A 15,227-nucleotide genomic window follows, 5' to 3' on the forward strand; every position below is an offset into this window, starting at 1 on the left:
CTGCGGCTGCAAGTTATTAATCTGGCTTTACAATTGGATCGAAATACTCGATTCTCTGATAATCATTATCAGGATAAGACCAACAATATTTGGCAGATAAGACAAATAAAAGTACAATTCCTATCAGATAACGTATAAAGATATAGGGATTTATAAAAAAGAAAGGAGAAGGTTATTTCAAATAATGTAAATTGTGATAGACATCTGCTAGTTACCTTTTCTACAGAGTCGTAAAAGAGAAAATTGATAGCTCTGAAATGGCTGAAAAGACCATCGCAGATGAACAACATGAGGCGTAAAAGTGCAAGCCACACCTCTTCAACCAGGAAGTCGTCAATACATGACAGTAGTGACCTCTTAAGGTTCTGTCTATACAAAACCGAATAGATCAAACCTGTCGTGTCCGTCAATGAATAAAATCTCATCTTTATCATTGATAAACTATTCTCTAATCTTGCCGATTCATATCTCGTCGGCACCACAAACTTCGAACAGCCTATCCATCAAATCATGGCATATTAACTAGATGCTTTAACGCTTGTCGACAAGAACCACGTGAGTATCCTCAAGGCCAGCTGCAACAGGGGCCTGACACACTCGTGGATTCTCTCCATGACATTTCTTGATCTCTTTGGCAGCCTTATCAATCTCAGCCTGCGCCGAACGACCCTTCAGCGCAATAAGCTGGCCCCCAGATCTCAAAAGGGGCAGGGTCCATCCAGCAAGCTTGGTCATAGGTGCTACGGCGCGACATGTCACTACATCAAAAACCACTGGAACGGAAGGATTGGCATCACCATTTGCCGATCTTACTCCACCTACCGCTGTTGAGGAATCCTGCCCATCAGTTTCCTGGTAGCTGTTCTTCTTACTGGCTGTAGCCAAGGTTGAAAAACCTCGGTCAGTGGCTGAAACCAGACATTCCTCGCTCCGACGACGACTATGACGCCTACTGTGTGAACCTCTTTTGCTGCGCCTGGTTGATGCATGAGAGGATCGGGGGGTCAGATCTTCTGCACGCCTACGAAGCACTGACACATTAGCAAGGTGCAACTCATCAACAACTTCCTGCAGCCAGTGGATTCGCCGCTCCATTGGCTCAACAAGGAAAACCTTGCACTGCGGAAGACACGCTGCCAGTACAATACCAGGAAAGCCCCCGCCGGAACCTATATCCGCCACCGTTGCTGTCTGGCCTTCAGTAGTCAAGCGTTCTCGCACGAAAGGCACAATGGCAGCCGAATTAAGTATATGCCGCTCCCAAATAATGTCTTCATCGCGAGGACCAATGATGCCTTTCTCCACACCCTCACGTAAAAGCTTGTCGTGAAAATGCTGCATGGGTACCAAAGCATCGCCGAGCACCTGCCTCAAGAGAGGACTATCGTTCAGCTCATCGTCCACAACAGCCATGTAAGCTCCTCACATTCACATTCGACGTGCAGTCATTCACAAGCACTTGCCACGGCAGCGTCATACTGTCTCATATACAGCGGAATTGCACCCTGCCATAATCGAAAAACGCTGGATTCCAAAGACTGTCATCAACAATAGTTTTCAGTTACAAGAGAACGACGAAGGTCATACATCAGTATCCTAACGGAAACAGCACAGGAGACAGTCGCTAATAGCGGATCATCAACCAAGGGTATTCCTAAGAAGTAAACAACATGATAAACGTAAGCATCATCATGAAGCAGGCAACATTACGCACCTGGCAGGTGGCATGACCCTGGCCGATAGCCCAACATACTTAGACAGCATGGCTGCACCGAAAAGGACCTATCCAAAAAAGTGCTACGCCATAAATGCTTCATCGAAGTATAGCCCGTATAGCTTTACAGTCACTCCCTATCGGCATCCTCAGGATCGTCGTCAGTCGCGTAATCAGCCGAATCATCGACCTGACCAGTTTCATCCCCGTCAAGCGAAGCATCATACCCGACTGGCACATCCTCAACATCGTCAGACAGATCCTCGTCTTCGCCCTTAGCCTTCAGGTAGACAGTGACGTAACGGTGGGGCTCCTCCCCATGAGATCGTGACTTCAGCCCCTCCTCGCGGACCATGTCATGGACAATCTTGCGCTCGAAGGAGTTCATAGGCTTCATGTTGACAGGATCACCGGTTTCACGAACCTCATCGATCACGTCCAGAGCCTGTTCGCGAAGATGTTCACGCTTGCGCCTCAGGAAGCCGTCCACATCCACAATCAGATGGGATCGCTCTCCTATCCTCTGCTGCACGGCCAAGCGCGTCAGTTGTTGAAGAGCGTCAACTACCTCGCCATCCTTGCCAATCAGATGCTTAATGTCCGTATCGTCATCAGCCACAATCTGCACGGTCGGACGGTGGTTGCGTACCCCCATCTCGATATCGCCCTCGTAATCGACAATGTCCAGCAACCCCTCCAGATAGTCGGCGGCGACATCCGCCTCCTCATTGAGTTGCTCGATGGTCTTTCCCTGGTCCAGAGACTGAGACATCTATGCTCTCCTTACACGCGTTCACATCCGATTCATAACCTCAGGTCCACTGGACAACCTGGTCACCAATCGAGTGTCCAGTATTGAGGATACACGGACGTGGTGATTGCAGACTACTCCAGTATCCGCCCGACCGAAAGCTTGGTCACCACGCCGGCCACCACTGCCTGTAGCCGCATCAACGGCCACGACCTTTGCGATGGGGCTGAGAGCGCTGATGGGAGACATTTTTGTTCTTCCGGGCCTCCTCCTCAAGCCGTTTGGCCTCCATCAACTGCTCCTCTTCCAGAGGGATCAGCCCCTGGCGCTTGCGACGGGCGTTCTCACGGCGGTGATCCCGCTCCTCCTTGCTCTCGGCGGCCGGCGAACCCGGCGTGGGCATATGGCGAACCTGGAAGAGCGTTCGGCCCAGATTCCACAGATTGTTGGTCAACCAGTAGATCAGCACGGCGAAGGGGAAGTAGATGCCCGAGAAGATGTACATGACAGGGAAGATGAAGGCCATCATCTGCTGCATCTTGTACTGCGATCCCTGCATGGCCGACCTCGGCATGTTCCGCCGAACATTATGGAACTGCGAATAGAACATGGCCAAGCACATAAGCACGATGAAGACCACAATGACTATGCGGCCTGTACCCTGTGCGGACATGAAGTTGTCCGAAATCCGCAGCCCGAAGAAAGTGGTCTCTTCGAATTCTCGCGCCACCTGCCGATTGAAGGCACCCAGGGGTGCCCGCTTGCCCCGGGCAATGAAGGGTACGGCTGAAAGCACATAGAACATGGTCATGAAGACTGGGCCCTGGACCAGCATGGGCAAACAGGACCCCATGGGGTTGGCATGATTATCCTGGTAGACCTTCATGGTCTCCCGGCTCATGGCCTCTCTGCTGGCTGGATCCTTTTTATTGCGGTACTTGTTCTGGATCTTCATCAGCTTGGGCTGCATGGCCTGCAGCTTTTGCATGGATCGCAGCTGCTTGATGAAGAGCGGCAGGACGCACAGGTTGACGACCAACACCAACATCACTACCGAAAGCGCCCAGGCCATCCCCGGTCCCTGGTGGAACCCGAGGAAGGTCAGGAACTTGTGGCAGTAAGTCATGATGTAGGTCATGAGCCACTCGATAGGGTACAGGATCTTGTAGAAGAATCCGTATATACCAGTATCGAAGGTGAACGTATCATTGTTCTGGAACATTGTCAGGCCGTCTCCTTGTCTGGGGCCATGGGGGTCAGCCGGGCCTCCTCATGGGCCTTGGACCACGAGAACCGATAGAAGATGGAAAATCTTCGGGGCACGTCATCGATCCCGCCGTTGTTGAAGGGCGTGCATCGCAATAACCGCAGAACGGCCAAGATGGTTCCGCGTAAGGCTCCAAACCGACGCAGGGCGGTCAAAGCATACTGGGAGCAGGTCGGGTAGTAACGGCACCTCGGCGGCGACATGGGCGAGATGTGGCGCTGATACCAGCGGACTGCACTCTGCAGCGCCTGGGAGGCCATGCCGCTCATGCTCGGCATCCTTCCCTGGCTTCCACACCTTGAACCGATTGACGCTTGAACCTAGCGAGATGCAGACCGGGCTGTCTCTGCGCATCGAGACCTGCGGCAGTTTTTTCAGACTTGCGCATAAGGTCACGGAAGAGCCTGTCCACTTGCTCCTCCAGCTGCTGGTAGGTGGCTCCGGCAGCGCTGGGTTTGGCACGCATGACCAGATCACAGGAGGATGGCAGCAGGTCCTCTTTGGATCCGGCAAGTTGTCTGAATCTGCGCTTGACCTTGTTCCTGGTCACGGCCTTGCCCACATTTTTGGATACAGCAAGCCCCATGCGGCGTCTGCCTGCAGGCAGGATGTCATGCCGCCCTTCGTGCACAGCCGATGTCGCCGGCAGCGGGGTCGCCGTCCGGTCAGATCCGGGGATCAGATAATGAATAACCAGATCCCTGCTGCTGACCCTATGGCGTCGCCTGAGCACCGCCGTGAACTCCCGGTGGCTCCTCAGCCGCTCCACCTTCTGAAAAAGGATTAGGATCCGACTCAGGCGGAGAGCGTCCGACGGCCCTTGGCCCGGCGACGGTTGATCAGGGCGCGACCAGAACGGGTACGCATGCGAGCGCGGAATCCGTGCTTCATGTGACGACGACGATTGTTGGGCTGGAATGTCCTCTTCATATTTCGTTGCTCCCGTGTGTAGACATACTCGAGTACGGCTCGTTATGAGTCAAGCTATATCACGGTACACATGAGTAGGGACGGAGTCAAACAGGCTTCTGTCACCCAACTGGTGAGGACTGCTCATACCCTGCATAAGCACTGTCGTATCGGGAGAAAGAGCCTCCTTACTTATCCACAAATTACAGCACTGTTATTCACATTCAACGTAGATACAACACGCTATCCTGTGGATAACCACGCAAAGTCGGTGTAACAATGAGCTACTGTCGACTTAGAGAGAAGCAGAAAGATCGGAACAATCTGTCATCGAGAAGAGAGGAGCTCACTGATGGCGCAGGATCCGCTGGATGCCGCTGCCCAGGCTAAGAGAATCTGGGATTCGGTCCTGCAGGTGCTCCGCTACAGCAGCTCACTGACCTCAAGGGACAAGGGCTGGCTGGAGGACATCACCCCTGAGGCGGTCTTCGGCACTACCATCGTTCTGCGGGTCTCTTCCAAGGCCACCCAGGAGGCTGTACAGGGACCGCTCAGCCAGCCTATCCTCAACGCACTGCAGCTGGTCACCAACCAGGAAATGTTCCCGGCTATCAAAATCGTCTATCCAAAGCAACTGGCCAAACAGATGCCGGTCGATCAGCAGAGTGACCAACGTGCATCCGCCATGACCGGGTCCGCCCCGGGTAGTGGCGAGTTTCGTCAAGTTCCCAGTTCCGCTCAGGATGTCTACGGCGACTACCAGCGTCAGACCGGCGTTGACCAATCCTCCGGCTCGGAGGCTCACTCGGACTGGCGGACAGAGAATGGTGCGACCTCCAAGTCCCCGGTTGTTTCCATCAATGACTTTCATCAGGGCACTTATGTGCCCATGACCTTGGACATGCAGGCCGAACTGTCCGAACCTTCCTCTGTTATGAGGTCAGCGGCAGTCGATGATGCCGACCAGCAGAACGAGGCAGAGAGGACCGCATCCCGGCCCTCCTCATTCACTGTGCCCCGCTTCCCCATGAGTCAGAACAGGGTGGAGCGCGACCCTCAGACTCACCTGAACAAGAACGCTACCTTCGACACTTTCGTCCCAGGCGACTCCAACCGCTTTGCGAGGACTGTGGCCTTGGCCGTTGCCGAAGGCTCGGGCCAGGACTTCAACCCCTTGTGCATCTACGGCAGTTCGGGCCTGGGCAAGACCCATCTGCTCAACGCCATCGGAAACTATGCTCTGGTCAAGGATCCCTCGCTCAAGGTCCGATACGTCAACTCGGAGGAATTCACCAACGAATTCATCGACGCCCTGCAGAACTCCACCCAAGGGTCGGGCCAGATCGCGGAATTCAACCGTCGTTACCGGCAGGTGGACGTGCTCCTTATCGATGACATCCAGTTTCTGGGGGGCAAGGAAGCCACCCTTGACCAGTTCTTCCATACCTTCAACGCCCTGCATGATGCCAACAAGCGCATCGTCATCGCCTCGGACGTGGCCCCCAAGAATCTGAAAGGCTTCGAATCGCGACTGATCTCGCGCTTCGACTCGGGTCTGACTGTGGATGTCAAGCCGCCGGACCGAGAGACCCGGGTGGCCATCCTGCGAATGATGGCCTCCATGAACGGAGTCAGCATCCCCAACGAGGTCCTGGATCTCATAGCGGAACGCTTCACCGAGAACATCCGAGAGCTCGAAGGGGCTCTGACCCGCGTCACAGCCGTGGCCAGTCTCAATAATCAGCCTGTAACAACAGCCTTGGCTGAACAGACCCTGCAGGACTTCTTCTCTACAGACGTAGAGATCAAACCCACTGACATCATCTCCCAAGTGGCCAAGTACTTCCACCTCACCTTTGACGATATCGTCGGCCGCACGCGCACCAAGAACATTGCCCTAGCCCGGCAGATCGCCATGTACCTGGCTCGAGAAATGACCAGCATGTCCCTGGTAGACATCGGCGAGGTTTTCGGCGGTCGTGACCACACCACGGTCATGCATGCCTACACGCGTATCTCCAATGAGATGCAGGAAAAACGGGAGATCTACAACTACGTCATGGAGCTGACCGTCCGGCTTAAGCAACCGCAGAATTGATACGACACGCAGACGCTTATGTGGATCCGCAGAAAAAGATATCCACCTACTTATCCCCGAGTGTGGGCAAACCTTGGGATTAACCCACCGCTTTTCCGGGGACAAGTGGTGGATCATCAGCGAATAACCACCAGAATTTTGTGGATAAATCAGCAAAAATCTACTTTTGTGGATAAATTGGCTTTTTAGCCACATTCTTTTCACCACTTATCCACAGCGCTCTCCTGAGGTCTATCCACCTCGTTGCAAGGTTTTGCGAACTTATCCACACCATCCACCGGGCTTATTACGATGACTCTATGTATATTTATGCAATAATCACCATCTCACTCAATCGCATCTACCCACTCCAACCACATCGCTTGACCGATTGGATAGAATGAATCCAGTTCATTCATCGACAAGAAGGCTCCCATGAAAGTTGAAGTGAATTCATCCGCACTCTCGGATGCAGTGGCTTGGACCACCCGCATTATCCCTTCCCGACCAGCTTCACCGATTCTGGCAGGCATCAGAATGGAAGCCTCTGACGGAACATTGAAACTCTCTGCTTTCGACTATGAGGTTTCAGCAAGGAACCACATCGAAGCAGGCATCGACGAGTCCGGAACAGCCCTGGTACTAGGCAAACTGCTGGCAGACATCACCAAATCTCTGCCATCTGAGAAGACCTATCTGTCGACCGAGGGATCCAAGATGACCATTACCTCGGGCAAATCCACGTTTTCCCTGCAACTGATGCCTGACAGCGAGTATCCCGACCTTCCTGCCGCTCCCCAACCTATGGGCCAGGTAGATGCTCAGACCTTTATCCAGTCCATCTCCCAATCCACCGTTGCTGTTTCCCGAGAAGAGAGCCGGCCCGTCCTGACCAGCGTAAAGACCGAGATCACCGGTGACAAGGTGGTCATGACCGCTACTGACCGTTTCAGACTGTCCCGTTCGAGTTTCACTTGGACTCCTCGCGATGCCGATTTCTCTGCCTCCATGCTGATCCGGGGCTCACTACTGCGTGACATCGCCCGTTCCCTTGATGAGCACCAGAACGTGACCATGGATTATGAGGCTGACAACCCCACCATCATGGGCGTGGAAAATGCCGGGAAAATATCCACCACCCAGCTGATCGACGGAGAATTTCCGGCCGTGGATCGCCTTTTTTCGGACGAATACCCCATCCAGGCGGTCATCGCCCGACAGGATCTGATCGATGCCATCAAGCGCGTGGCCCTGGTGGCCGAACGCAATGCCCCCATTCGCATGGTCTTCTCCGGCAACGAGGTAACCCTAAGCGCAGGCACGGCGGACGAAGCTCAGGCCCATGAGGTTCTGCAGGCGGATATGGACGGTGAGGACATTACAGTAGCTTTTAATCCAAGCTACCTGATCGACGGGCTGGGTGCTATCGCTGAGCCCTTTGTCCGCATCAAGATGACTTCGGCGGTCAAGGCCGTAGAGTTCAACGGCCAGCAGGAACAGGACTCCGAGGAGTCCATGGACTACCGCTACCTGCTGGTACCCATGCGCTTCAACAACTGACCCCGAGCTGGTTCGAGGAATGATCGCCGTGCACATCTCCCGTCTGGTTCTGGATCACTTTCGTTCCTGGGAGCATTGCGTCCTCGATCTGGAGCCCGGTGTGACCATTCTGGAGGGTCGCAACGGCTTGGGCAAGACCAACCTGGTCGAGGCCATCGAGGTCCTGTCCACCGGCGGCAGTCATAGGACGTCATCTTCAATGCCCTTGGTAGAACGTGGGCAGTCCAAGGCCACCGTCAGGGCCAGACTGGAGCAGGACGGAACTGCTACCGACTATCAGCTGACCATTGTCGCCAAGGGAGCCAATCGGGGAAGAATCAACGGCGGCCCCTCGCTTTATCAACGGGACTTGGTGGGTCGGGTGCCCTGCGTAACCTTCAGCCCGCAGGATCAGCTCATGGTTTCCGGAGAGCCTGCGGCCAGGCGGGCCGTGCTGGACCAGGCCGGCAGTCAGCTCGATGCCGACTACTTCCAAGTCCGGCAGGATTTTCGTCATGTGGCTAGGCAGCGCGCGGCCTTGCTCAAGCAGCTCTCCCAGGCGGGTCATGACCCTTTGGGTGATGGACGTGATGCCGCCCTGTCCGGCCTTGAGGTCTGGACCGGGCAATTTATTCGTACCGGGCTGGAACTGAGTCGACGACGAGCGGCTCTAGTAGAGGTCTTGAATCAGCCCTTCGGCGATCTCTATGGTCATCTGGCAGGCTCTGATCAGGATGCTCGGTTGATCTACCGGCCCTCCTTGGAGGAGATCGGACCCGATAGACAGACAGGACCCGAGGTCGCCGAAGCTGTCAGCCGTCACTTTCAACGGATATACCCGGGAGAGGTGGCCCGGGGTAGCAATCTGATCGGTCCTCAGCGCGATGATCTGGTCTTCACCCTCAACGGCATGCCTGCCCGGGAGTTTGCTTCCAACGGTGAGATGTGGACCCTGGCCCTGGCCCTGAGACTGGCTCTGCTGCAGGTAGTCAAGGATCGTCGTGCTCTGGAGCCCATCGTCATTCTGGATGATGTCTTCGCCCAGTTGGATAGAAACCGCAGGGATCAGATTTTGGATTTTGCCCGTCAGCAGGATCAGGTGCTGATCACTGTGGCCGCCGACAGTGACGTTCCTTCTCTGCAGGGTACCAGGCTGGTGGATGTCTCCAGATTGAGGTCCTCGCAGCCATCCGATCCAGCTGCCCAAGACCCGGCCATTGCCAGTGCCATGCAGGACCTGCGCCGATCCAGAGCGACGGTTCACGGCGACTTGGCTATGCCGAATGGGTTTGAAAAGGATGACCAGTCGTGAAAGCGCCCATGGTTGAAACTCTGCATCTGGACCAGCGCCTATTGCCGTCCCTAGTCTTCGAGGGTTGCACGCGACGGGCTGCCACTCGTCGGCAGCGGGAGGACAACTCCCGTAAGGCTTGGTATGCATTCGGCAAACCTGGACGTGACCCAGCCAAACTTGGAGGCGTGGTGACCAGCTTGGCGGCCGGGAGCGGGTGGACCAGCCATCTGAAGGTGGCCCGGCTGCGCAACCAGTGGGACAGTGTGGTGGGTCCCGGCATCGCCGCCCATTCAAGAGTGGTCTCCTACCGGGAGGGCGTGTTGATCATCCAGGCGCAGACCACGGTCTGGGCCACCCAGCTGACCTACCTGGTCCCTCAGCTCAAGGCGACCATTGTCAAGCGGTTGGGTATGCCGGTCAAGCAGATCCGAGTGACTGGTCCTCACAACTATAGTTTTCGCCGTTCGCGGTTCGATCCGCCTGGTCGAGGAGTGCGCGACACCTATGGGTGAACCCATAATCGGCGAATACTCTCTTTTCAGCTTTCTGTAAGCCTAAAGTCCCCTAGCGCTGGTAATCTATAGGTCAGAGGGTCAAACGCTTCCAAGGCCCCTTTATGGACGATTTGGAACCTGGTGACCATGACTCGATCCCCCCGCTCGGCCACGAACGGAAGCTGCTTTGTCGTCAGTGGCCGACGATGGGGGTGCAGAAAGGACTATCCGTGGCAGATCTCAATACTGACCCGTCCCGGAACCCGAAAGAGGGCCGGGAACAAGAGGAGGACAAGCCTCAGGATGACGGCATGACGGGCCAGGATCGGCTGGACGATGCACAGTTGGATGACTCGCTTTCCCCCGAGCACTATGACGCCAGCGACCTGAAAGTGCTGGAGGGGCTGGAAGCGGTTCGCGTCCGTCCCGGCATGTATATCGGATCAACAGGCCCCAGGGGCCTGCATCATCTGGTCTATGAGATCGTCGATAACTCGGTTGACGAGGCTCTGGCCGGGTATGCCGATCATATTGAAGTCACCATCCTGCCCGATAATGGCATCCGAGTGGACGACAACGGTCGTGGCATCCCTGTGGACGAAGTGCCAGGCGAGGGCAAGAGCGGCGTCGAAGTGGTCATGACCAAGCTACATGCCGGAGGTAAGTTCGGCGGCGGCGGGTACGCGGTTTCGGGCGGCCTGCACGGCGTGGGCATCTCCGTAGTCAACGCCCTGTCCACCCGGATCGATGTCCAGGTGCGCCGACAGGGCTACCACTGGCATCAGAGCTTCCGCAACCAGAAACCCACGGCTCCCCTGTCCAAGGATCAGGCCATGGGGCCGGAAGAGAACACCGGCACATCGGTGACTTTCTGGGCCGATCCCAAAATCTTCGAGACCACGGTCTACGACTTCGAAACCCTGCGCAGCCGTTTTCAGCAGATGGCCTTCCTTAACAAGGGTCTGCGGATTACCCTGACCGACCTGCGCCCCAACGATCAGGCCGGCGACGAGGTGACGGGCGAGGAGCAGACCCCGGAGCAGAAGGGCCAGTCCGTCAGCTACCAGTACGCCAATGGCATCAAGGACTATGTGGATTACCTGGTCAAGGTCAGGAAGGCTACGCCTGTGGAGTCCGAGGTCATCGACTTCGAGGCCGAGGACCTGAAACTGGGCATCTCCGCCGAAGTGGCCATGCAGTGGACCACCGCCTACTCGGAGTCGGTTCACACCTTCGCCAATACCATTGCGACCACCGAGGGCGGCACCCACGAAGAGGGGTTCCGCGCGGCCCTGACCAGCATGATCAACCGCTACGCTCGGGACAAGAGCATCCTCAAGGACAAGGACGACAACCTTTCGGGCGACGATGTGCGTGAGGGGCTGACCGCCGTAGTCTCCGTCAAGCTGACCAACCCCCAGTTCGAAGGCCAGACCAAGACCAAGCTAGGCAACTCCGAGGCCAAGACCTTCGTTCAGCGGGTCATGACCGAGCGGCTGAGTGACTGGTTCGACGCCCATCCCGGCGAGGCCAAGGCCATCATCCAGAAAGCCATGGAGGCCTCCCGAGCCAGGATCGCTGCCAAGAAGGCCCGCGAGAACACCCGGCGCAAGTCCATCTTCGAGACGGCCGGCATGCCAGACAAGCTCAAGGACTGCCAGTCCAGCAATCCCGAGGAGTGCGAGCTGTTCATCGTGGAGGGCGACTCTGCAGGCGGCTCAGCCATCCAGGGCCGCAACCCCATGACCCAGGCCATCCTGCCCCTGCGCGGCAAGATACTCAACACTGAGCGGGCCAGCCTGGACCGCATGATGAAATCCGACACCATCGAATCCCTGATCACAGCCGTGGGCGGGGGATACGGCGAGGACTTCAACATCGACAAGGTGCGCTACCACAAGGTCATCATCATGGCCGACGCTGATGTGGATGGCGCCCATATAGCCACCCTGAATCTGACTCTCTTCTTCCGCTACATGCGGCCTATGATCGAGGCTGGCTACGTCTACGTGGCCATGCCGCCGCTTTACCGGCTCAAGTGGACCAAGGGACCGCACAGCTTCGTCTACACCGACGCAGAACGTGACAGGGTCCTGGCCGAGGGCAAGGCCTCCGGCCGGCAGCTGCCCAAGGGGGAAGGGATCCAGCGCTACAAGGGTCTAGGCGAGATGAGCTACCAAGAGCTCTGGGAGACGACCATGGATCCGGATCACCGCATCCTCAAGAAGATCCATATTGATGACGCCGAACAGGCCGACGAGACTTTCACCATGCTCATGGGCGACGAGGTAGAGCCCCGGCGTCTGTTCATCCAACGCAACGCCCACGACGCCCGCTTCATCGACGCGTGAGACAGAAGCCTCCCCTTTTCACCATTTGAGCTAAGGATCGATTTTGGCAGACGATAACAACAACGACAAAAGCTCGGACCAGGACGGCCTCAACCTGCCTGATGGGTCTCGAGAGCCGCTCAGCCCCCAGGAGATGGACAACACCGATTATGGTCTTCTCCAGGGCGAGCGGATTCAACCCATTGACCTCCAGCAGGAGATGAGGGAATCCTACCTGTCCTATGCCCTGTCCGTGATCGTGGAGCGGGCCTTGCCCGATGTCCGCGACGGCATGAAGCCGGTCCATCGCAGGGTCATCTACGCCATGTACGACGGCGGATACCGGCCCGACCGTGGCTATAACAAGTGCTCGCGCGTAGTGGGCGATGTCATGGGCAAGTACCATCCCCACGGCGATTCCGCTATCTATGACACTATCGTGCGTCTGGCACAGTCCTGGTCCATGCGTTATCCGCTGGTGGACGGCCAGGGCAACTTCGGCTCCCCCGGCGACGACCCGGCAGCCGCCATGAGGTATACCGAGTGCCGCATGGCTCCCCTGGCCATGGAGATGGTGCGCGACATCGACAAGGATACGGTCGACTTCATCCCCAACTACGACGGCAAGACCCAGGAACCAACGGTTCTGCCTTCTCGCTTCCCTAACCTGCTGGTCAACGGGTCGGCAGGCATCGCCGTGGGCATGGCCACCAACATTCCTCCGCACAACCTGCGCGAGATATCCAAGGGTGTGCACTGGGCCCTGGAGCATCCCGAGGCCTCCAAGGAGGAACTGCTCAACGCTCTGATAGCCATCATCAAGGGACCGGACTTCCCCACTGGCGCCACCATTCTGGGCCACAAGGGCATTGAACAGGCCTATCGGACCGGACGTGGCCTAATCACTATGCGGGCCGTGGTCAATACCGAGGAGATCCGCGGCAGGATGTGCCTGGTGGTCACCGAGCTGCCCTACCAGGTTAATCCCGACCGGCTGGCCTCCTCCATCCGCGAGGCTGTGCGCGACGGCAAGATCCAGGGCATCGCCGACATGCGCGATGAGACCTCGGGTCGTACCGGCCAGCGTCTGGTTCTGGTCCTTAAGCGTGATGCCGTGCCCAAGGTGGTTCTCAATAACCTCTACAAGCACACCCAGTTGCAGCAAACCTTCGGGGCCAACATGCTGGCCCTGGTGGACGGGGTCCCTAGGACTCTGAGTCTGGATGCGTTCATCCGCCACTGGGTGGAACACCAGCTTGATGTGGTCGAGCGGCGTACCCGCTACCTGAAGCGGGAAGCCGAGGATCGCGACCATATCCTGCAGGGGTATCTGAAGGCCCTGGACATGATCGACCAGGTCATTGCGCTGATTCGTGCCTCCAAGGATGTAGAGACAGCCCGCACCGGCCTGATGGAGCTGCTGGACGTGGACGAGGTTCAGGCCGATGCCATCCTGGCCATGCAGCTACGCCGTCTGGCTGCCCTGGAACGGCAGAAGATCCTGGACGAGCACGAGGATCTCATGCGCAAGATTGCCGACTATAACGACATTCTGGCTCACCCCGAGCGCCAGCGCACCATCGTGGGCGACGAGTTGGATGAGATCGTCGACAAGTACGGTGATGAACGGCGTACCCGTATCGTTCCCTATTCGGGTGAAATGAACGTTGAGGATCTGATCGCCGACGAACAAGTGGTGGTCACCGTTACCCACTCCGGTTTCGTCAAGCGAACCAAGGCTGACGAGTACCGGGCGCAGCACCGCGGCGGAAAGGGCATCCGCGGGGCCAGGCTGCGCGAGGACGATGTGGTGGATCACTTCTTCCTGACCAGCACCCACAACTGGCTGCTCTTCTTTACCAACAAGGGCCGGGTGTACCGGCTCAAGGCTTATGAGCTGCCTGAGGGTTCCCGTGACTCCAAGGGACAGCATGTGGCCAATCTGCTGCAGCTGGGCCCGGGCGAGCGGATCGAACAGGTCCTTTCCCTGCATGGCTACGACGATGCCGACTATCTGGTTCTGGCGACCCGGACCGGGCGGGTCAAGAAGACCCGTCTGGCCGAGTATGATTCGCCCCGTCAAGGTGGTCTGATCGCCGTGCGGCTGATGGAGCTGGGTACAGTCACAGACGAAGACGGGCATGAGGTGCCTCAGAGCGACGAGCTGGTGGGTGCTGCCCTCTGCAATGCCGATGACGAGATCATCCTGGTCTCCCGCAAGGGCATGAGCGTGCGTTTCCCGGCCGACGACTCCACCCTGCGACCCATGGGACGGCAGACTTCAGGAGTTCAGGGCATGCGGTTCCGTCCCGGTGATGAGCTGCTGAGCATGGATGTGATCGCCAAGGAGTCCGAGGATGACCTGCTGGTGGTCACCGACGAGGGATTCGCCAAGCGAACCGCTCTGAGCGAGTACCGCCTGCAGGGCCGCAACGGTTATGGAGTCAAGGCTATTGCCATGGTCGAAGGCCGTGGTTCTCTGGTTGGCGCCTTGGTGGTGAACGAGGACGATCAGATCATGGCCATCATGAAGTCCGGCAAGGTCATCCGCTCCGATGTGGCCGAGGTCAAGCGAACCGGACGCAACACCCAAGGGGTAACCCTGGCCAAGCCTGACAAGGGCGACGAGATTCTCTCCATCGCCCGCAATGCCGAGCGTGACGATCAGGAGGAGGATGCCAGTCAGACCGACCTGGCTTCCGCAGCTCCCCTGGCGGCCAAGGATCAGCCCATCGCCACCACCGGAACCGGCGACGGTCAGAGCCTGGCTCAAGGGGACTGAGTGGTCCGCTATCAGTCTGACAAGACTGATAGCCTCGTAAGAAGTCATGCAGGTCTAGCGGCGGTAGGCG

General features: G+C 57.1%; 11 protein-coding genes and 1 pseudogene. 6 read left to right on the top strand and 6 right to left on the bottom strand.

The features are described from left to right. Positions 1-531: 531 nt before the first annotated feature. The 6 genes and pseudogenes from ACUIAD_RS02745 to rpmH form a co-directional block, all read right to left on the bottom strand. A complete protein-coding gene (locus ACUIAD_RS02745) occupies positions 532-1,413 on the bottom strand; it encodes a 16S rRNA (guanine(527)-N(7))-methyltransferase RsmG (protein ID WP_445343618.1) in 882 nt (293 codons plus the stop codon). A 431-nt stretch (positions 1,414-1,844) separates the two neighbouring features. Continuing rightward, positions 1,845-2,486, bottom strand: a complete 642-nt coding sequence (locus tag ACUIAD_RS02750; protein ID WP_445343619.1) for a Jag family protein — start codon at positions 2,484-2,486, stop codon at positions 1,845-1,847. 178 nt (positions 2,487-2,664) lie between these two features. Further along, positions 2,665-3,687 carry a membrane protein insertase YidC gene (yidC, locus tag ACUIAD_RS02755; RefSeq protein ID WP_110452889.1) on the bottom strand — a complete coding sequence of 341 codons (1,023 nt, stop codon included), beginning with the start codon at positions 3,685-3,687 and terminating at the stop codon, positions 2,665-2,667. Positions 3,688-3,689: 2 nt separating this feature from the next. Beyond that, positions 3,690-4,001, bottom strand: a complete 312-nt coding sequence (gene yidD, locus ACUIAD_RS02760) for a membrane protein insertion efficiency factor YidD (RefSeq protein ID WP_445343620.1) — start codon at positions 3,999-4,001, stop codon at positions 3,690-3,692. A 107-nt stretch (positions 4,002-4,108) separates the two neighbouring features. Then, positions 4,109-4,501 (bottom strand): annotated as a pseudogene (rnpA, locus tag ACUIAD_RS02765) (ribonuclease P protein component); the annotation flags it as partial. A gap of 26 nt (positions 4,502-4,527) precedes the next feature. Continuing rightward, positions 4,528-4,662, bottom strand: coding sequence for a 50S ribosomal protein L34 (gene rpmH, locus ACUIAD_RS02770; RefSeq protein ID WP_015022700.1), 135 nt, complete (start codon positions 4,660-4,662; stop codon positions 4,528-4,530). A 331-nt stretch (positions 4,663-4,993) separates the two neighbouring features. On the opposite strand from rpmH, the gene dnaA reads away from it, so the two are divergent. From dnaA to gyrA, 6 genes are all read left to right on the top strand, one after another. Further along, positions 4,994-6,739, top strand: coding sequence for a chromosomal replication initiator protein DnaA (dnaA, locus tag ACUIAD_RS02775; RefSeq protein WP_110451442.1), 1,746 nt, complete (start codon positions 4,994-4,996; stop codon positions 6,737-6,739). A gap of 414 nt (positions 6,740-7,153) precedes the next feature. Next, positions 7,154-8,278 carry a DNA polymerase III subunit beta gene (dnaN, locus tag ACUIAD_RS02780; RefSeq protein ID WP_110451443.1) on the top strand — a complete coding sequence of 375 codons (1,125 nt, stop codon included), beginning with the start codon at positions 7,154-7,156 and terminating at the stop codon, positions 8,276-8,278. Positions 8,279-8,306: 28 nt separating this feature from the next. Beyond that, positions 8,307-9,569: a DNA replication/repair protein RecF gene (gene recF, locus ACUIAD_RS02785; protein ID WP_445343784.1), complete on the top strand. Its 1,263-nt coding sequence runs from the start codon at positions 8,307-8,309 to the stop codon at positions 9,567-9,569. Further along, complete coding sequence (locus ACUIAD_RS02790; protein ID WP_110451445.1) at positions 9,566-10,063, top strand: DUF721 domain-containing protein; 498 nt, start codon at positions 9,566-9,568, stop codon at positions 10,061-10,063. The genes recF and ACUIAD_RS02790 overlap by 4 nt, the downstream gene beginning before the upstream one ends. A gap of 293 nt (positions 10,064-10,356) precedes the next feature. Beyond that, the gene (gyrB, locus tag ACUIAD_RS02795; protein ID WP_219997302.1) at positions 10,357-12,396 is read left to right on the top strand and encodes a DNA topoisomerase (ATP-hydrolyzing) subunit B; all 2,040 of its coding nucleotides are present in this window, start codon (positions 10,357-10,359) and stop codon (positions 12,394-12,396) included. Positions 12,397-12,529: 133 nt separating this feature from the next. Continuing rightward, complete coding sequence (gyrA, locus tag ACUIAD_RS02800) at positions 12,530-15,157, top strand: DNA gyrase subunit A (RefSeq protein WP_258333111.1); 2,628 nt, start codon at positions 12,530-12,532, stop codon at positions 15,155-15,157. Positions 15,158-15,227 lie beyond the last annotated feature (70 nt).

This window comes from Bifidobacterium sp. ESL0819, assembly GCF_052606245.1.